Origin of the sequence: Actinomadura chibensis NBRC 106107, assembly GCF_001552135.1 — a bacterium.
Taxonomy (GTDB): domain Bacteria; phylum Actinomycetota; class Actinomycetes; order Streptosporangiales; family Streptosporangiaceae; genus Spirillospora; species Spirillospora chibensis.
In genome coordinates this window covers 40,156-58,735 of record NZ_BCQP01000075.1, presented here as the reverse complement: position 1 = coordinate 58,735, position 18,580 = coordinate 40,156, and the positions used below count along the sequence as shown (strand labels likewise).

Annotated in this window: 12 protein-coding genes; 3 read left to right on the top strand and 9 right to left on the bottom strand. The window is 74.1% G+C overall.

Annotated elements, in window-relative coordinates:
- Positions 1-4 precede the first annotated feature (4 nt).
- Positions 5-2,347: a phosphoketolase family protein gene (locus ACH01S_RS37110; RefSeq protein ID WP_067903542.1), complete on the bottom strand. Its 2,343-nt coding sequence runs from the start codon at positions 2,345-2,347 to the stop codon at positions 5-7.
- A gap of 450 nt (positions 2,348-2,797) precedes the next feature.
- On the opposite strand from ACH01S_RS37110, the gene ACH01S_RS37105 reads away from it, so the two are divergent.
- Entirely contained in the window at positions 2,798-4,072 is a 1,275-nt protein-coding gene (locus ACH01S_RS37105; RefSeq protein WP_067903540.1) for an amidase, read from the top strand.
- Positions 4,073-4,078: 6 nt separating this feature from the next.
- Here the strand turns inward: ACH01S_RS37105 and ACH01S_RS37100 are convergent, their stop codons facing one another.
- From ACH01S_RS37100 to ACH01S_RS37085, 4 genes are all read right to left on the bottom strand, one after another.
- Entirely contained in the window at positions 4,079-5,638 is a 1,560-nt protein-coding gene (locus ACH01S_RS37100) for a toprim domain-containing protein (RefSeq protein ID WP_067903537.1), read from the bottom strand.
- 52 nt (positions 5,639-5,690) lie between these two features.
- A complete protein-coding gene (locus ACH01S_RS37095) occupies positions 5,691-8,408 on the bottom strand; it encodes an AAA family ATPase (protein WP_067903534.1) in 2,718 nt (905 codons plus the stop codon).
- A gap of 116 nt (positions 8,409-8,524) precedes the next feature.
- A complete protein-coding gene (locus tag ACH01S_RS37090; protein ID WP_067903531.1) occupies positions 8,525-9,409 on the bottom strand; it encodes a serine hydrolase in 885 nt (294 codons plus the stop codon).
- Positions 9,406-10,368 carry a LysR family transcriptional regulator gene (locus ACH01S_RS37085; RefSeq protein WP_067903528.1) on the bottom strand — a complete coding sequence of 321 codons (963 nt, stop codon included), beginning with the start codon at positions 10,366-10,368 and terminating at the stop codon, positions 9,406-9,408. The genes ACH01S_RS37090 and ACH01S_RS37085 overlap by 4 nt, the downstream gene beginning before the upstream one ends.
- A 133-nt stretch (positions 10,369-10,501) precedes the next feature.
- Here ACH01S_RS37085 and ACH01S_RS37080 point away from each other — a divergent pair, with 133 nt between their 5' ends.
- The gene (locus ACH01S_RS37080) at positions 10,502-12,151 is read left to right on the top strand and encodes a penicillin-binding transpeptidase domain-containing protein (RefSeq protein ID WP_067903524.1); all 1,650 of its coding nucleotides are present in this window, start codon (positions 10,502-10,504) and stop codon (positions 12,149-12,151) included.
- Positions 12,152-12,155: 4 nt separating this feature from the next.
- Here ACH01S_RS37080 and bla read toward each other — a convergent pair whose 3' ends face one another.
- The 3 genes from bla to ACH01S_RS37065 form a co-directional block, all read right to left on the bottom strand.
- Positions 12,156-13,106 carry a class A beta-lactamase gene (gene bla / locus ACH01S_RS37075; RefSeq protein WP_067903521.1) on the bottom strand — a complete coding sequence of 317 codons (951 nt, stop codon included), beginning with the start codon at positions 13,104-13,106 and terminating at the stop codon, positions 12,156-12,158.
- A 105-nt stretch (positions 13,107-13,211) separates the two neighbouring features.
- A complete protein-coding gene (locus ACH01S_RS37070; protein WP_083981570.1) occupies positions 13,212-14,246 on the bottom strand; it encodes a magnesium transporter CorA family protein in 1,035 nt (344 codons plus the stop codon).
- Between the two features lie 81 nt (positions 14,247-14,327).
- The gene (locus ACH01S_RS37065; protein ID WP_067903518.1) at positions 14,328-15,374 is read right to left on the bottom strand and encodes a LacI family DNA-binding transcriptional regulator; all 1,047 of its coding nucleotides are present in this window, start codon (positions 15,372-15,374) and stop codon (positions 14,328-14,330) included.
- Positions 15,375-15,476: 102 nt separating this feature from the next.
- Between ACH01S_RS37065 and ACH01S_RS37060 the strand changes: the two genes are divergently transcribed.
- The gene (locus ACH01S_RS37060; protein WP_246236610.1) at positions 15,477-16,688 is read left to right on the top strand and encodes an MFS transporter; all 1,212 of its coding nucleotides are present in this window, start codon (positions 15,477-15,479) and stop codon (positions 16,686-16,688) included.
- Between the two features lie 88 nt (positions 16,689-16,776).
- Here ACH01S_RS37060 and ACH01S_RS37055 read toward each other — a convergent pair whose 3' ends face one another.
- A complete protein-coding gene (locus ACH01S_RS37055; RefSeq protein ID WP_067903514.1) occupies positions 16,777-18,513 on the bottom strand; it encodes a dolichyl-phosphate-mannose--protein mannosyltransferase in 1,737 nt (578 codons plus the stop codon).
- Positions 18,514-18,580 lie beyond the last annotated feature (67 nt).

Sequence of the window (18,580 nt, the reverse complement as noted above, 5' to 3'; positions counted from 1 at the left end):
ACCCTCACTGCGGCCACGTCCAGTTCTGGATCTCGGGGGCGTCCTGGCCGTGTTCGCGGGTGTAGGCGCGCAGGCGGAGGCGCTCGTCGGCCATGCGCTGCCTGATGTGGGCGACGCGTCCGCCCAGGGACGGGACGCGGTCGATGACGTCCATGACCAGGTGGAAGCGGTCCAGGTCGTTGAGCATGACCATGTCGAACGGCGTGGTGGTCGTCCCCTCCTCCTTGTAGCCGCGGACGTGCAGGTTGTGGTGCCCGGCGCGGCGGTAGGTGAGCCGGTGGATCAGATATGGGTAGCCGTGGAAGGCGAAGATGACGGGCTTGTCGGTGGTGAAGAGGGCGTCGTATTCGCGGTCCGGCATTCCGTGCGGGTGCTGGCTGGGCGGCTGGAGCCGCATGAGGTCGACGACGTTCACCACCCGGACGCGCAGTTCCGGGAACAACTGGCGGAGCAGGTCGGCGGCGGCGAGGGTCTCCAGGGTCGGGACGTCTCCCGCGCACGCGAGCACGACGTCGGGATCGGCTCCGCCGTCGGTGGACGCCCATTCCCAGATCCCGATTCCGCGCGTGCTGTGCGCTATCGCCTCGTCCATGGACAGCCAGTCGAGCGCGGGCTGCTTTCCGGCGACGACGACGTTGACGTAATCGCGGGAGCGCAGGCAATGGTCGCCGACCGACAGGAGGGTATTGGCGTCCGGCGGCAGATAGACCCGGACGATCTCCGGTTTCTTGTTCAAGACGACGTCGAGGAAACCGGGGTCCTGGTGGGTGAAGCCGTTGTGGTCCTGCCGCCACACGTGCGAGGAAAGGAGGTAGTTCAGCGACGCGATCGGACGCCGCCACGCCAGCCCCCGCGTGACCTTCAGCCATTTCGCGTGCTGGTTGAACATCGCGTCCACGATGTGCACGAAAGCCTCGTAGCTGTTGAACAGGCCGTGCCGCCCGGTGAGGAGATACCCCTCCAGCCAGCCCTGGCAGAGATGCTCGCTCAGCACCTCCATCACCTGCCCGGACGGGGCCTGGTGCTCGTCGGTGGGGAGCAGTTCGCCCTGGAACACCCGGTCGGTCGCGTCGAACACGGCGTCCAGCCGGTTGGACGCGGTCTCGTCCGCGCCCATGATGCGGAAATTGGACGGGTTGGCCCGGACGACGTCGCGGAGGAAGACCCCGAGCCGCCGGGTCGGCTCGGTGACCGCCGTGCCGGGCGCCTCCACCGGGACGGCGTAGTCGCGGAAGTCGGGCAGGACCAGCGGTTTCAGCAGCAGCCCGCCGTTGGCGTGCGGGTTCGCGCTCATCCGCCGCCCGCCCTCGGGGGCCTGCGCGCGGACCTCCTCGACCGGGCGGCCCGCGGCGTCGAACAGCTCGTCCGGACGGTACGACCGCAGCCACTCCTCAAGCTGTGCGAGGTGCTCGGGGTCGTCGCGGACGCCCGACAGCGGCACCTGGTGGGCGCGCCAGGTGTTCTCGACCGGGAGGCCGTCGACCTCCTTCGGGCCCGTCCAGCCCTTCGGGGTCCGCAGGACGATCATCGGCCAGCGCCGCCGCCCCGCCGTCCGGCCGGAGCGGGCGCCCTGCTGGATCTCGGCGATCTCGTCCAGCGCCTGGTCGAGCGCGGCGGCCATCTTGTGGTGCATGGACGCGGGGTCGTCCCCGCTCACCAGGAACGGCCGGTACCCGTACCCGTCGAGGAGCTGGACGAGCTCCTCCTCTGGGATCCGCGCCAGCACCGTCGGGTTCGCGATCTTGTATCCGTTGAGGTGCAGGACGGGCAGGACCGCGCCGTCCTTCACCGGGTCCAGGAACTTGCCGGAATGCCAGCTCGCCGCGAGCGGGCCGGTCTCGGCCTCCCCGTCCCCGACGATGCACGCCACCACCAGATCCGGATTGTCGAAGGCCGCGCCGAAGGCGTGCGCGAGCGAATAGCCGAGCTCGCCGCCCTCGTGAATGGAGCCGGGCGTCTCCGGCGCGACATGGCTCGGGATCCCGCCGGGGAACGAGAACTGCCGGAACAGGCGGCGCATGCCCGCCTCGTCGTACGACACGTCCGGGTAGACCTCGCTGTAGGTCCCCTCAAGCCACGCGTTCGCGACCGCCGCCGGACCGCCGTGCCCCGGGCCCATGACGTAGATCATGTCCAGGTCGCGCTTCTTGATCACCCGGTTGAGGTGCGCGTAGCAGAAGTTCAGGCCGGGCGTCGTGCCCCAGTGGCCGAGCAGGCGCGGCTTGATGTCGTCGCGCGTGAGCGGCTCGCGGAGCAGCGGGTTGCCGAGGAGGTAGATCTGGCCCACCGAAAGGTAGTTCGCGGCTCGCCAGTACGTGTCGATCCGTCGCGTTTCTTCGTCGGTCACGACGTATGCACGTCCCCGCGATCGGCGGTCTCAACCGTCCGGCGAGGGCGACGGAGCCACGGCGGCGTGGGTGCGCCTTACGCCGCCGTGGCTCGCTCCCCACCTGGTCGAGGACGTCACCGGTTACAGGGGCGGTCGCCGCGCCGAGCGGCGGCGCGGCCTCCGCCCCGCCCCCCAGCGAACCGGTGGGAGCGTCTCACTAGGTGCGTTGAAGCCTGCCGCCTACCGGCGCGTAGGTATCGGGGTCCGGGCGTGCGGTCGACCGGCGGTCGAGTCCGTGCGACGATCGGCTCACGCTCCGCGACGAGCGGGCGACACAGCGCGACCGGCGGCCCGCCCGCCGGGGCGCCCGTCCGGACCGGGCGTTCTGTCATGCTACGCAGCACAGCCAGGTCGTACACAGGGTCGTATACAAGCGTCGTATACAAGGGTCGTACACAGGGAGATGGCATGGGCGGGTTCTTCACCGGCCGGACGCTGACGGAGCTCGGCCGCGCGCTGCGGTCCGGGGACGAGTCGGCGGCCGGGCTCCTCGCGGGCGCGCTGGAGTCGGTCGATCCGGAGCTGAACGCCTTCGTGACCGTCGACTGCGCGGGGGCGGAGGCGGCGGCGCGGCGGGCGGACGGGGAACTCGCGTCCGGCGCCGACCGGGGCCCGCTGCACGGGATCCCCGTCGCGGTGAAGGACATCATCGACGTCGCCGGGCTGCCGACCGGCATGGGCTCCGCGCACTTCGCCGGGCACGTCGCCGACGCCGACGCCGACTGCGTCCGGCTGCTGCGCGACGCGGGCGCGGTGATCGTCGGCAAGACCGGCACGCACGAGTTCGCCTACGGGGGCAGCGGCGACGTGACGGTGGACGGGCCCGTCCGCAACCCCCACGACCGGGAGCGGATGTCCGGCGGGTCGAGCAGCGGCAGCGCCGTCGCGGTCGCGGCGGGGACCGTTCCGCTCGCCCTCGGCACCGACACCGGCGGGTCGGTGCGGATCCCGGCGGCGTTCTGCGGGATCGCCGGGTTCAAGCCCGCCTTCGGCTCCATCCCGACCGGCGGGGTGTTCCCGCTGTCGACGTCCTTCGACCACGTCGGCCTCCTCGCCGGGTCGGCGGACGACTGCCGCGTCGCCTATGAGGCGCTCGTCGCCCCCATCGACCCGGTGTCGGACGGCGGGCGCGTCGCCTGGATCGAGCCGCAGGCCATCGACCCCGAGGTGGAGGCGGCCGTCCGGGCGCTGTTCCCGGACGCGCCGTCCGAGACGCTCGACTTCGCCGAGCTGCGGCGGGTCTTCCGCTTCATCCAGGACAGCGAGGCGTACGACGTCCACGCCGAGCGCGTCGCCGAGGCGCCGGAGCTGTACCAGCCGCCGACGCTCGAACGGCTCCGGCGCGCGGCCGAGACGCCCGGCTGGCGGTACGTGCGGGCGTTCCGGGAGCGGGACGCGTTCGCCCGCCAGGTCGAGGGGCTGCTCGACCGCTACGACCTGCTCGCCATGCCGACCTTGCCGATCACCGCGCCGAAGATCGGCGAAACGGAGGGGCCGCTCGGACCGCACGTCCCGACGCTGGTCAGCCTCACCTGCGCGTGGAACGTCCTCGGGCTGCCCGCGCTGAGCGTCCCCGCCGGGACGGTCGGCGGCCTCCCGGTCGGCGCGCAGCTCGTCACCCGGCGCGGCGCCGAGAGCCTCCTCTTCGCCGCCGCCGCCCGCCTGACGGTGGTCACGGGCTGACGGTGGTCACGGGCTGACGGTGTCGAGGAGGATCTCGGTGACGAGGGCGGGCGGCACGTCCGTCCTCGACGCGATCCGGACGACCTGGCGCGCCGCCTCCGCCGGACGGGACGCGACGACCCCGGACGCGGCGCGGATCGCGGTCAGCCGCTCCTCCGGCGTGCCGAGCGTCCCGCCCGCGCGGGTGAGCGCGGCGTCGACGACCGCGTCCATCAGTGGTGCGCGGGCGCGGAGCGCCCGGAGGAGGGCCGCGCGCCCCTCCGCCCGGAGGACGTCGGCCGGGTCGCGTCCGAGGGGCAGCGCCGCCAGCTCGACCGGCCCGCCGACGCGGGCGAGCCGCTCCCAGGCGCGAACGGCGCCGGACCGTCCGGCCGGGTCGCCGTCCAGCGCGACGAGGACGCCCGCCCGGTCGAGGTCGGCGGTGTCGGCGAGCGCGCCGAGCTGCGCCGAGGTGAGCGCGAGCCCGCAGGTCGCGACGGCCGCGTACTCGGTGGGGCCCGCGAGCGTCACCGCGATCGCGTCCAGCGGTCCTTCGACCACCACCGGGCGCGCCCCCGCCGCGAGCCGGTCGCGCGCCTCGTGCAGCCCGTACAGCAGTTCGCCCTTGTGGAAGAGGGACGTGTCCGGGCCGTTGAGGTACTTGGGGCCGGGGGCGCGGTCACGGCGGCGTCCGATGAAGCCCGCGACCGCGCCGTCCACGGTGCGGATCGCGAACACCGCGCGGTCGCGGAACGTGTCGCGCACGCGCCCGGCCGGGTCGCGGCGGGCGAGCCCGGCCGCGACGATCGCGTCCTCGGTGTGGCCGCGCGTCCGCAGGTGCTCGGTGAGGGCGCGCCGCCCGGCGGGCGCGTACCCGATCCGCCAGCGCGCCTGCACGCCCGGCGGGAAGCCGCGTTCGGCCAGGTAGGCGGGCACCCAGCTCCCGCCGAGGGCGGCGCGGAAGAAGCGCTCGGCGTCGGCGGTGATCCCGTCCCGCGACGCTCCCGACGCCCGGCCGTACACGCGGCGCGCCGTCCGCAGGATGCGGTCGCCCAGGCCGGGCCCGGCCCAGAACGCGCGGTCCGGGAAGGCGGGCATCTCCGGTTCGAGGCCGAGCCAGGACGCGACGAGAAACGCTACCGAGTCGGCCTCCACCCGCCGGACCACCCCGCCCGTCTCAGGGGGTGCGGGGGGTCGTCCCCCCGCAGGAGACTCGCCCGGGGCGTTCACCGTCAGCGCCGCGACGTGGCGTTCGGCGCCGGGCGGCGGCGGGCCGGGCGCGGGGAGCGGCAGGCCCTCGGTCTGCGTCACGTCGAACACGGCGCGCGGCGCGCCCGTCCGGCCGAGGACGCGGATGCCCGTCTCGCCCTTCCTGACCTGGCGTCCCGCCGACCGCCACTCCTCGTAGGAGCGGACGTCGGCCGCGCCCCGCCACTGCGCGCCGATCAGCAGGATGCCGGTGTAGTCGTGGCGGCGGCCGTGCACCGCCGCCTGGTCGAGCCAGCGGGACCAGGGGAGCGTCCCGTCCCGGAGCCGGGCCGTCTCCCGGTCGGCGACACCGCGCAGCAGCCGCTCGTCGCGGCCCATGGAAGCCTCCTCGCCGTCGGCGGGCGGGGAAGCCATCTCAGGTCATACCCAGTCAGAGGTACAAACCGAAGAATTCCTCCGGGTGTTCGAGCAGCGGCGGCAGGTCCTCGGCGGTGAGGGTGATCAGTTCCCTCTTCGTCGGCGGCTTGACGGGCTTGCCGCCCTTGCCCTGCGGGGTGATCCGCTTCGCCGCGACGGCGACGGACGCGACCCGGTCGGCCTGGTTCGCGACGGCCACGTCCAGCATGTTGCGCATCAGCCGGCCGTTGCCGAACGACGGGCCGCGCGGGGCGCGGCGCAGCATCGCGCGCAGGACGTCCTCGGTGCCGTCCGCGAGCCGGAACCCGTCCGCGGCGGCGAGCTGCCCGAACACGGTGATCAGCTCGTCGTCGGAGTAGTCCGGGAAGTGGATCTGCTTCGGGAACCGCGAGTCGAGGCCCGGGTTGGCGGCGAGGAACTCGGCCATCTCCTGCTGGTAGCCCGCGACGATCACCACGAGGTCGTCGCGGTGGTCCTCCATCAGCTTGACCAGCTCGGCGATCGCCTCGTGCCCGTAGTCGCCCTTCAGCGGCGACTGCGTCAGCGTGTACGCCTCGTCGATGAACAGGACGCCGCCGAGCGCCCGCTCCACCAGGCGGCGGGTGCGCGGCGCGGTCTGCCCGATGTACTCGCCGACGAGGTGCGCGCGGGACGCCTCCACCAGATGCCCGGACGACAGCACCCCGAGCCGCTTGTAGATGCGTCCGAGCAGCCGCGCCACCATCGTCTTGCCGGTGCCGGGGTTGCCGGTGAACACCATGTGCCGGGTCGGCGGCGTGATCCGCAGCCCGGACTCGGCGCGCAGCCGCGCCGCGTGCGTCCCCGCGACGAGCAGCGCGATCTCGTGCTTGACCGTGTCGAGCCCGGTGAGGTCGTGCAGCTCGGCGAGCGGGTTCCCGGCGGCGCGGGACGTGTCGAGCGTCTCCGGGATGTCCTGCTTGCGGACGACCAGCTCGGCCGTGCCGTTCTTCGCGGCCCGCTCCGCCGCGACCGCGACGACCTGGTCGGCGAGGTGCGGCGCGAGCCGGGCGTTGCGGAGCGTCTGCATCGGCGGCGTCGCGGCGAGCAGCTCGCCCGCCGCGGCCACGGCCTGCCGGGTGGCGCGGGCGCCGCGCGCGTCCAGCGCCCGGCGGAACAGCTCCGCGTGCCCCTCGGCGGTGAACGGGTGCGTCCGCACGACCCGGAACCGGTGCGGCAGGACGGGGTTGATCTCGCGGATCCGCTCGTCCCCGCCCGTGTCGCACAGCGCCACGAGGTGCAGGTCGGGGTGGACGGCGAGCAGCCGGTGCAGCTCGGCGGCGATGGCCTCGCCGTTGCCGGGGTCGGTGACGATGCCGTCCAGGCCCTCGATGACGAGCAGCCGGTCGCCCGCGCAGTCGCGGGCGTCGGCGTGCAGCTTCGCGACCGCGTCCGACAGGCGCTGGCCGGTGAACAGGTTGTCCGACACCCAGTGCGGGTCGCGGCCGAGGGACAGCGCCTTCGCCAGCTCCTGCGCCGCGTCCCGCTTGCCGGTGCCGTCCGGGCCCGCGACCAGCAGCCGGACCGGCGCGTCGCCGCGGGTCAGCTCGTCCAGCGCGGCGACCAGCTCGGCCTGCTCCACCAGCGACGTCGCGATCTCCGATCGGCCGCCCCGCTCGGGACGGGCCTCGGCGGCGTCCGCCGGGACGCTCTTCAACGTCTCGGTCAGCGGGTTCACGACCCGGCGGCGCGGCGCGTACAGGCGGCGCAGGTCGGTCTGGAACTGGCCGACCGGGATCCACTCGGCCTTCGGGAACCACGGGTCGCCCGGCAGCCCCTGCACGATCGCGATGAACCGCATCGCCATGTCGAGCCAGCCCCGGCAGGCGTCCGCGGCCCCGGCGACCAGCGCGCGGACGAGCCACGCCCGCGTCCGCTCCTGCCACGCGCCCGGCTTGAACCCGCGCCGCTCGGCCGGGAACCGGCGCTGCAGCTCGCGGTAGCGGTCCTCGCCGAGCGCGACCGACAGCTCCGCCGGGACGTGCTCCATGCTCCCCTGCAGGAGGAGCTGGCTCAGGTGGACCTCGGCGTTCTCGTCCCTCGGCGCCGCCTCCATCAGGTGCTCGAAGGACGACAGCAGCCCCCCGCACACCCACTCCAGGTAGCCGACCGGGCCGAGCAGCTCCGGCACCGCCGTGACGATGTCGTCGCCCGCGTGCGCGTGCCAGTTCTCCCGCAGCTCCATCTTCGGCAGGTTGACGTCGCAGGTCGGCGGGTCGTCGTAGAGGCGCAGCAGCGCCTTGCGGCGCTCCTCCAGCGGCTCGATGCCCTCCAGCGCGGCCAGGCAGTCGCGGGCCAGCTCGATCGCGAGCTCCCGCTCGGGCGCCTCGATCAGCCAGTCGACCGGTGGCCGCCATCGGCCGCCGGGCGCGTCCCAGCGCGTCATCCGGGTGCTGAGCGGGCCCGGGTTCACGAGGTGGCCGTGCAGCAGCCGCTCGGGGAGCTGCGAGTACGAGCCCGCCTTGATCGCGCCGCCGCCCGGCAGGAACGCGAGGATCCCGAAGATCTCGGCCGTGACCAGCGACGCGGGCAGGGTGAGGAGCTTGTGCTCGTCGGTGGTCAGGTCGGCGGCGCGCGGGTCGGCCGCGAGCCCGTCGATCCGCGCCGAGATCTCCTCGAACAGGCCGTCGGGGACGCGCCACGGACCGTACGAGTAGACGTCGAGCACCGGCTCGTCGGTGAGCAGTAGCTCCAGATGCTCCGGCAGCCGCAAAGAAGTCTCCCAAGGACGATCAAAGACGGGGTACAGCCTACGTTTCCGGAGCAGGTGCCGGGTCGACGGCACGGCCAATCGCCGGTATCGGTCTGCCGGGTTCGTGCTATGGAGCGTTACGGACCGCGCAAAGTCTCCACGGCGAGCCGCGCGGCCGTCCCGATCACGGCGTCGGCCTGCGGCAGGACGGCGATCGGCAGCAGCGAGCGGGTGAACACGGCGACGGCGTAGCGGCCGCCGTCCGGGTACTCGACGACGCCGACCTCGTTGCGGAGCGTCGGCAATGTACCGGTCTTGCCGCTCACGAGGACGTCGTCGTAGGGGAACCCGGACGACAGCCGGTGCGGCCACACCTGGAGCCCGAACACGCGGCGCATCGCGGCGCAGCCCTCGGCGGGCGCGGCCTCGTCCCGCCAGATCAGCGACAGCAGGCGGGTCATGTCGCGGGGGGTGCTGCGGCTCGTCCGGAGCGGGTCGAGGACGCGGAGCCCTTCGCGGACGCCCGGCTCGTCCAGCCGCGCCCACACTTCGCCGAAGGTGGCCGCGCCCGCGTCGGCGAGGAGGGACTCGTGCAGCTCGCGGCCGCTGACCTCCACGACCGTGCCCGGCAGGCCGAGCGCCTCGGCGGTCGCGTTGACCGCGCCGCGGCCGACCCTGTCCAGGACGACGTCGGCGGCGGCGTTGTCGCTCACGGTGATCATCAGGAAGGTGAGGTCGCGGAGGGACATGCGGACCTCGTCCAGCATCCCCGACACCCCCGTGGGCCCGGCGGTGCGGTCCTCGGGACGGAGGGTGACCTGCTCGGACGGGTCGAGCAGGCCGGACGCCGCCTGCCGGTGGAACGCGACGAGCAGCGGCACCTTGAACACCGACGCGAGCACCACCGGCTCATCGGCCCCGACCGACACCTCCCGCCCGGTGTCGACGTCCACGGCGTGCAGCCACCCGGCGACCCCGGCCGCCCCGAACTCGTCCTCGATCCGCTCGTTCACGTCGCTCATGCGAGGAACCCGGAAGAGGGGCGCGGGACGACGCGGCGGGCGGGGGCGGCGTCCAGCGGGGTCATGCCCGCCTCGCGGCGCAGGACGGCCGTCGCGACGGCGGTGAAGTCGGCGATCGCGCGGGCGTGCTCGGGGTCGCGGGCACGCCGCCACGCGCACGACGTCCGCCAGGCGAGCGGCTCGCCCACGAGCGGACGCCACGCCGTCCCGGCCGGGACGTCGGCGCGGGGGACGAGCGCCACCGCCGTCCCGGCGAGGACGAGCCCGAGCGCGAACTCCGGGTGCCGCGCCTCGTGGACGGCGCCCGGCGCGTACCCGTGCCTGCGGCAGCTCGCCAGCAGCTCGTCGTGCGCGCCGGGCGCCTCCGCACGCGGCGGCAGGACGAGGTCGCGCCCGGCGAGGTCGGCGAGATGCACCTCGGGGGACGCGGCGAGGTCGGAACCGGCGGGCAGCAGGACGCCGAGCGGGCGGCCGAGCATCGGGCCGAGCTCCAGGTCGCGGGAGTCGCACGGGTGCCGCACGACCGCCGCGTCCAGCGCGCCCTCCGCCAGCGCGCGGACCTGCTCGGCCGTCCCCGCCTCGCGCAGGTCGAGCCGCACGTCCGGGCGGCGCGCCCGGAACGCGGCGATCAGCGCGGCGACGATCGGCCCGCCGAGGTCGCTCGGCACGCCCGCCCGCACGGCGCGGGACTCGCCGAGCCGGGCGCGCTCGGCGACGGAGTAGACGCGGTCCACGCGGGTGAGGATGTCACGGGCCTCGTCCAGCAGGAGGCGTCCGGGCGCGGTCAGCTCGACCTTCCGGCTCGACCGGTCGAACAGCCGGACGCCGAGCTCCCGCTCCAGCCGCTTGATCCGCTGGCTCAGCGGCGGCTGGGCCATGCCGAGGCGCTCCGCCGCGCGGCCGAAGTGCAGCTCCTCCGCGACCATGACGAAGCACCGCAGATGCCCCACGACGTTCACGAGCAGCGATGATATCGAAACGGATATTCATCCGACATAGATATGAATCTTGGACATTTCACGCCGAGCCTGGTCTCCTTGTGCACTCAATCAAGGGGGACCCCTCGTCCGGAGGGGGAAGGGAGAACCGACGATGCGCCGATCCCGTGTGATCGCCGCCGTCGCCGCCGCGGCGGCGGTCGTGCTCGTGGGGGCGGGGGCGGTGTGGTTCCTGCGCGGCGGCGACGACCCGAAGGACACCGCGCGGCGCTACCTCGCGGCCTGGACGAGAGCCGACCACGCCGCGATGAGGGCGCTGACCGACCGTCCGCCCGCCGACTTCGAGCAACGGCTCGCGCGTCAGCGCGACGACCTCGGCCTGACCGGCCAGCGCTACACCGTGGCCTCGGTCGGCAAGGTCGAGGACGGCGCGGCGGGCGGCGCCTACACCGCCGAGCTGACGCTCGCCGGGAACCGCACCTGGACCTATCAGGGGTCGCTCCCGTTCGTGAAGCGGGACGGGAAGTGGCGCGTCCGGTGGTCGCCGGAGCTGCTGTACCCGGGGCTGAAGGAGGGCGAGCGGCTGCGCTCCGCCCGCGCCTGGCCCGACCGGGCGGCCGTCCTCGCGGCCGACGGCAGCGACCTGAGCACCTCGCCGTCCGGGTCCGCGCAGCAGGTCGCCGGGCCGGTCGGGCCCGCGTCCGCGGAGGCCGCGAAGCGGCTCGGCCCGCCCTACCAGAAGGGCGACCCGGTCGGGCTGGACGGCCTCCAGCGGCAGTACGAGCGACGCCTCGCCGGGACCCCGGCCCTCGCCGTGCAGATCGTCGGCGCGGACGGCACGCCGGTGAAGACGCTCAAGCGGTTCGGCGGCGCCGAAGGAAAGCCGCTCCAGACCACCATCGACCCGAAGGCGCAGGCGGCGGCGGGCAAGGCCCTCGGCGCGGCGAGCAAGCCCGCCGCGATGGTCGCGCTGCGGCCGTCCACCGGGGAGATCCTCGCCGTGGCGAACAAGCCCGGCGGCTACAACCGGGCGCTGATGGGCCAGTACGCGCCCGGCTCGACGTTCAAGGTCGTCACGGCGGCGGCGCTCGTCGCGGGCGGCATGGACGCGCGCACCAAGGTCGCCTGCCCGGCCACGACCACGGTCGGCGGCCGCTCGTTCCACAACTACAAGCACGAGGACTTCGGGACGATCCCGCTCCGCGAGGCGTTCGCGCACTCCTGCAACACGACGTTCGCGCGCCTCGCCGTGGACAGGCTCGGGGAGAAGCGGCTCGCGCAGGTCGCCGCCCAGTTCGGCTTCAACGCGCCGATCATCGCCGGGACGCCCGCCGTGCGCGCCGCGTTCCCCGCGAACAAGGACGACACCGCGTTCGCCGCCGCGTCCTTCGGCCAGGGCCGGGTGCTGACCAGCCCGCTCAACATGGCGGCCGTCGCCGCCGCGGCGGCGGACGGCACCTGGCGCTCGCCCCGCCTCGTCGCCGCCGCCGACGCCGCGCGGGCCGCCGACGCGGGCGGCCGCCGGCCCGAGCCGCCGAAGAAGCTCGAACCGGCCGTCGAGCGGGCCCTGCACACGCTGATGCCCGCCGTGGTCAGCGAGGGGACGGCGTCCGGCGTGTCGTTCCCGCCCGGGACGGCGGGCAAGACCGGCACCGCCGAGTTCGGGCAGGGCGACAACCCGCCCACGCACGCCTGGTTCATCGGCTACCGGAAGGACGTCGCGTTCGCCGTCATCGTCGAGGGCGGCGGGACGGGCGCGGAGGCCGCCGCGCCCATCGCCGCGAACTTCCTGAAGGGGCTCTGAGGCATCAGTCGCCGAGGCCGTCCGCGAGGATGCGGGCGGTCTCGGCGACGGCCTTCTCGTCGGCCTCGGCGTCCGCGCGCGGCCGCGTCGTCAGCACCGCCATGACCAGCGGCGCGGCGCCGGGCCTGGGCCACGCGACCGCTACGTCGACGGCGTTGCCGTAGACGCCCGCCGTGCCGGTCTTGTCGCCGACCGTCCAGGTCTTCGGCAGCCCGGCGCGGATGCGCTCGCCCCCGGTCACCGTCGCCTTCAGCCAGCCGACGAGCCGGGTGCGGTCGGGCGGGGCGAGCGCGTCGCCGACCGCCAGGGCCCGCAGGTCACCGGCCCACGCGGCGGGCGTCGTGGTGTCGCGCGGCTCGCCCGGCCGCCAGTGGTTCAGGCCGGGCTCGGCGCGGTCGCTCCTGCTGGACGCGTCGCCCAGCGACCGGAGGAACGCGGTCAGGCCGGGCGGGCCGCCGATCAGCTTCAGCACCAGGTTCCCGGCCGTGTTGTCGCTCCGGGTGATCGTCGCGTGGCACAGGTCGGCGACGGTCATGCCCGTGCCGACGTGCTTCTCCGTCACCGGCGAGAAATCGGCCAGGTCGCTCTTCTCGTAGCGGATGACGCGGTCCATCAGCGCCGGGTCGGAGTCGCGCGCCTTCCGCAGGACCGCGCCGCAGGCCATCGCCTTGAACGACGACGCGAACGGGAACCGCTCGCCGCCCCGGTAGGAGACGGAACGCCCCGTGCCGGTGTCGACGGCGTACGCGCCGACGCGCACGCCGCGGGCCTTCTCCAGCGCGCGGAGCCGCGCCGCGACCTTCCCCTGAGCCGCTGTGGGACCGCTCTTCTCGGACGCGCCGCTCCGCGGCTCCGGGGAGGCGTCGGACGCCGTCCCGCCGCACCCGGTGAGGACGGCGAGCGCGAGGACGGAGGCGCCGAACGACGTCCGGAGCCCGGGAGCGAGTCTCGTCATGCCGGAGAGCAGACCAGGACGGGCGAGGTCATGTCCAATATTGATATCGGGCGCGCTCGATAGGCGTCCCGATATGGATGCCGTTCGACCTGCGCCGACGCGGGGTCACAGCCAGTCGCGCCACTTGAAGATCAGGTACAGGCCGACGCTGCACACGACGATGACGACCGTGCTCGCCACGAACCCCGTGTGGTTCGAGAACCCCGGATACGGGACGTTCTGCCCGTAGAAGCCGGTGACGGCCGTCGGCACCGCGATGATCGCCGCCCAGCTCGTCACCTTCTTCATCACCTCGTTCATCCGGTTGCCCTGGAGCGCCAGCCGCGTGTCGAGCAGGTCGGCGACGAGGTCGCGGAGGCCGTCCGTCCACTCCGCGACGCGGAGGGTGTGGTCGTAGACGTCCTGGAGGTAGGGGACGAGCTTCGGATCGACCAGGCGGTTGTCGCGGCGCAGGAGGGAGTTCAGGACCTCGCGCATCGGCAGCGCGATCCGGCGCAGCCTGGCGAGGTTCCGGCGGAGCTGGTAGCTGCGGTGCTGGATCTCCTTGACCGGGAACTCGTCGCCGAACACCAGGTCCTCGACGGTGTCGGCCTCCTCGTCCAGCGCCTGGACGGCCGCCAGTTGCTGGTCGACGACGAGGTCCAGCATCCCGTACAGCAGGAACGCGGCGCCGGCGCCGTCGAGGTCGGCGGCGGGGCTCTCGTCCCAGCGGCGGATGAGCGCGTCGACGTCCAGGCCGCCGTCCTGCCGGACCGTGACCAGCGCGCCCTTGGCCACGAACGCCGACAGCTCACGCAGCGTCATTTCGGCGCCGTGGACCATCGGGACGTACATGTTGACGAACATGTAGCCGTCGTAGCGGTCGAGCTTCGTCCGCTCGTGCCGGGAGACGGCGTCCTCCACCGCGACGTGGTCGAGGCCCAGTTCGTCGCTGATCACGCGGAGGTCGTCCTGGCGGGGGCCGCACAGGTCGAGCCAGACGACCGTGCCGTCCTGCTCCAGGTAGTCGCTGACCTCGGTGACCGGGAAGCCCTCCGCCACGACCTCCCCGCCGCGCCACGCCCGCGTCCGCGGCGGCGCGGTCCCGATCCGGTTCTCCGGATGCGCCTCGATGTCGGTCTCGGACGGATGAGATCCCATGCGCCGCTGTATACCCGACCCACTACGCGAACGGGACGCGGACCGCCTGATCCGGCGGGATGCACCCCAACACGGACGCGGTCAGCCGGAGGGCGGTGCGGTCGAGTCGCGGGGGACCAGCTCGCCGGGCAGGACGCGGGGGGCGGGGCGGCGGCCGGAGAGGAGGTCGAGCAGCGCCGTCATGCCCTGCGCGCCGAGTTCCTCGGCGGGCAGCCGGACGGTCGTCAGCTCCGGCTCCAGCGCGGTCGCGAGCAGGACGTCGTCGAAGCCGGTCACCGACAGGTCGCCGGGGACGTCCAGGCCGCGCGCCCGCGCCGCCTTGTACGCGCCCGCCGCGATCAGGTCGTCGTCGCAGACCAGCGCGGTCGGCCGGTCGGCACGGTCCAGCAGCCGCCCGGCCGCGTTCTTGGCGGAGGTGACGTCGATCGCGCACATCGACCGGCTCAGCGTCCCGCCCGGCACGGCCGCGACGGCGGCGGCGAGGGCGCGGGCCCGCGCGCGGAACGTCCACTGGTCGACGGCGGCGGCGACGTGCCCGATCCGGCGGTGGCCGAGTCCGGCCAGATGTTCGGCGATGGCCCGCATCCCCTCGGCGACGCCGAAGTCCACCGTGGGGATGCCGCCGTCGGGAGCGCTGGGGCCGCTGTCCAGCATGACGGCGGGCGTCTCCCGGAACCTGGCCAGCGCCTCCACCGCCATCGAGGACGCGAGGACGCCGTCGATCGCCTCGTCCGGCGACGCGAACGGGCCGTCCGGCGGGGTGTAGGACGGCGGGCCCGGGCAGACCTCCCCGGCCGGGCCGTGCGCGTCGTCCGGCCAGGTGGCGACGACCACGCCGAACCCGTGCCGGGCCGCGACCCGCGCCGCGCCCGTGTAGACGGGGCCGAAGAACGGCGCGGTCAGCGTCGGGACCATCAGCAGGACGGTCCGCGTGGTGCCCAGCCGCAGGTTCCGGGCCGCCAGGTTCGGCCGGTAGCCGAGCCGCTCCGCCGCGCTGCGGACGCTGCGCGCGGTGGCGGGGGAGACCCGGCCCGTCCACTTGCCGCCCAGCACGAGCGAGACCGTGGACTGCGAGACGCCCGCCTCCTGGGCCACGTCCTTGCTGGTCGGACGGCCGACTGCGGACACCTGCGCCTCCTCGGGACCGATCGTGGACAAACTCAGACTAGATCGCGGCGCCGTGAAGTGGTACGTATGACCTCAAGGCGGAGTAATACGTATGACTTGATCGTGGAAGTCGGGGGCGCGATGCGCGGTTATGTCGTCTTCCTGCGGAGGCCGTACGCGGGGAGGCTGCTCGGGGCCACCCTGCTCGGCCGCCTCCCCAACGGGATGGGGATGCTCGCCGTCGTGCTGCACATCCGGTCGGACGGCGGCGGCTACCCCCTCGCCGGGACGCTCGCCGCGATCCTCGGCCTGGCCACGGCGGCGGGGCAGCCCGTCCTCGGCCGCGCGATGGACCGGCTCGGCCAGCCCCGCGTGCTGATCCCGGCCGCGTGTGCGTCCGCCGCCGGGTTCGCCGCGCTGGCCGCGACCGGGGCCGACCCGCTGCCGTTCGCCGTCGCCGCCGTGATCGCCGCCGGGTTCGCGACCCCGCCGCTGGAGGCCGGGCTGCGCGCGCTCTGGCCGGACGTCCTGGACGGCCCCGACCAGGTCGACGCCGCCTACGCCCTCGACGCCGCCGCGCAGGAGCTCCTCTTCACCGTGGGGCCGCTGCTCGTCGTCGCGGCGGCCGTCGCGAACACCGAGACCGCGCTGCTGCTCACCGGCGCGCTCGGCATCGCCGGGACGCTGATCGTCGCGCTGTCCGGGCCGTCGCGGCGGTGGCGGGGCGAGCCGCGCGCGTCCGACTGGGCCGGGCCGCTGCGCTCACCGGGGCTGCGGGTGCTGCTGCTGTCGCTCGCCTGCGCCGGGATCGCGCTCGGCGTCTACGCGGTCGCCGTCGTCGCCTACGCCGAGCGGCAGGACAGCGAGGTCGCGTCCGGGCTGCTGCTCGCCTGCATGGCGGGCGGCGCGCTGACCGGCGGGATCGTGTACGGCGCGCGGAGCTGGGCGGGCGCGCCGCACCGGCGGCTGCCGTGGCTGATGGCGGCGCTCGCCGCCGGGTACGTGCCGCTCGTCCTCGCGCCGGGGCTCGCGGTCATGGCGGTGCTGGCGTTCGCCTCGGGCGTGTTCCTCGCGCCCGTGCTGGCGTGCAGCTTCACGCTCGTCGACCGGCTCGCCCCGAGCGGGACGGTCACCGAGGCGTTCGCGTGGGTCGTCGCGGCGGTCGGCGCGGGCGGGTCGCTCGGCTCGTTCGTCTCCGGCGTCGGCCAGGACGTGGCGGGCGTCCCCGGCGCGTTCGCGGGCGCGGGCGCGGGCGGCCTCCTCGCCCTGACCCTCTGCCTCCTAGGCGGCCGAACCTTCCACCCCACCTCCGTCAACGCCGAAGCCCCCGCCTAACCTCACCGCTCAACCCCAAGCCCGCTCAACCTCGCGCGCTCAAGCCCGCGCCCAGTGGTACCGGACCCGTGGGGTGGCTGGGGTGGGGTCAGACCCAGGATTTGAACCAGATGCGTTCTTGCCACTCTGTGTACGGGATCGTCTGGGCGGCCAGGATCGGGTAGAAGTAGGCGAAGTTCGCCAGGACCACCAGCAGGAACGCGCCCGCGGCGGCGGCGCCTATCAGGCGGCGCAGGCTCGCGGTCTGCTGGGCCGCGTGGGCGCCGCCCGGTTCGTAGGGGTCCGGGCCGTACGACGGGACGGGGGCGTTCGGGTAGGAGTCGTGGGCCCCCCGGCCCGGACGCAGGGCATGCGCGCCCGCCGCCCCGGCGGGGGCCGGTCCTATCAGGTAGCCGAGCACCAGCACGATCGCGAGCACCATGAACGGGATCAGCGGCGTCGCGTAGAACAGGAACATCGTCCGCTCGGAGAACGCGGACGGGAACCACGTCAGCCACCCGGCGAGGAAGCCGACCAGGATCGCCCCGGCCCGCCAGTCGCGCAGCATGAGCCAGATGCCCGCGACGACGACCAGCGCGATCAGCGCGCCCCACCACAGCGCGGGCGTGCCGATCCCGAGGATCTCGCGGGAGCAGCGCCTGCCCGCGCCGCAGGCGTCCGCGGGCTGGGTGTAGAAGAACGCGACCGGGCGCCGCAGGATCGGCCAGTCCCACGGCCACGACTGGTACGGGTGCTTGTCGTCCAGGCCGGTGTGGAAGTCGAGCATCTGCTTGTGGTAGCGCCACAGGTCGGGCATGGCCTCGAACGGGCGCCACAGCATGCTGCCGGACGCCTGGCCGCGCCCCCACCCGCCGGGCTTGAAGATCCACCCCCACCAGGTGACGAGGTAGGTCACGAGGCTCACCACGACGAGCTGGACGAACGCGGGCACCGCCTCCAGCAGCATCGTCCCGGCGAACGGCGCCCTGACCCCGGCCGCGCGCCGCGCGCCGTAGTCCCACAGGACGACCATCAGCCCGAACGCCGCGATGTAGAAGACGCCCGTCCACTTGGTGGCGCAGGCGAGGCCGAGGCAGATGCCCGCGCCGTACCGCCAGCCGTGCGCGAGGAACGGCCCGTACTTCTGTGGGGGGACGACCCGCCACGCCCCCCGGAACGGCCCGTGCACCGACCTGTCGCCGCCTTCGATCCGCTCGGCGAGGATGCGCCGGGACCGCTCGCGGTCGTTCACCAGGCACGCGAATCCGGCGAGGATCCAGAACATGACGAAGATGTCGAGCAGCGCGGCCCGGCTGGTGACGAACTGGAGGCCGTCCAGGGCGAGCAGGAGCCCGGCGGCGCAGCCGAGGAGCGTCGAGCCGGTCATCTTCCGCGCGACCCGGCACAGGATCAGCACCGACAGCGTCCCGGCGACGGCGGGCACGAACCGCCATCCGAACGGCGTCGCGCCGAACGCCCATTCGCCGAGCGCGATCATCCATTTGCCGAAGGGCGGGTGCGCGACGAACGCGGGCCCGTCCCCCCAGATGTTCGCGTGCTGGTCGGCGATCAGCATCTTGTCGGCGTTCTGGACGGTGTTGTGCTCCCATCCGAACTTCAGCAGGGCCAGCGCGTCCTTCGCGTAGTAGGTCTCGTCGAAGACCACCGCGTTCGGCGACCCGAGCCGGTGAAAGCGCAGGTAGCCGGCGAAGAGCGTCACGAGCAGCGGGCCGAGCCAGCCGAGCAGGGGACTGCCGGGGAGCGCGGGCGCGAGCCATTCCCGCAGCGGGGGAGGCCGTCGCCGCGAGCCGGGCGCCGCCGCGGGAGCGAGATCCGTCGTCGCCATCTTGCGAGCATATTTGCATTTCCCCCCTCCTTCGGGCCTTGGCGGCCTTTCCCAGGTGAGGGCGCTG

What these genes read in the sequence shown, in the direction of transcription:
- ACH01S_RS37105 (WP_067903540.1), top strand. Translation starts at nt 2,798, where the DNA reads ATGGGCGGGTTCTTCACCGGCCGGACGCTGACGGAGCTCGGCCGCGCG.
- ACH01S_RS37100 (WP_067903537.1), bottom strand. Translation starts at nt 5,638, where the DNA reads ATGGGCCGCGACGAGCGGCTGCTGCGCGGTGTCGCCGACCGGGAGACG.
- ACH01S_RS37090 (WP_067903531.1), bottom strand. Translation starts at nt 9,409, where the DNA reads ATGAGCGACGTGAACGAGCGGATCGAGGACGAGTTCGGGGCGGCCGGG.
- ACH01S_RS37080 (WP_067903524.1), top strand. Translation starts at nt 10,502, where the DNA reads ATGCGCCGATCCCGTGTGATCGCCGCCGTCGCCGCCGCGGCGGCGGTC.
- bla (WP_067903521.1), bottom strand. Translation starts at nt 13,106, where the DNA reads ATGACGAGACTCGCTCCCGGGCTCCGGACGTCGTTCGGCGCCTCCGTC.
- ACH01S_RS37070 (WP_083981570.1), bottom strand. Translation starts at nt 14,246, where the DNA reads ATGGGATCTCATCCGTCCGAGACCGACATCGAGGCGCATCCGGAGAAC.
- ACH01S_RS37055 (WP_067903514.1), bottom strand. Translation starts at nt 18,513, where the DNA reads ATGGCGACGACGGATCTCGCTCCCGCGGCGGCGCCCGGCTCGCGGCGA.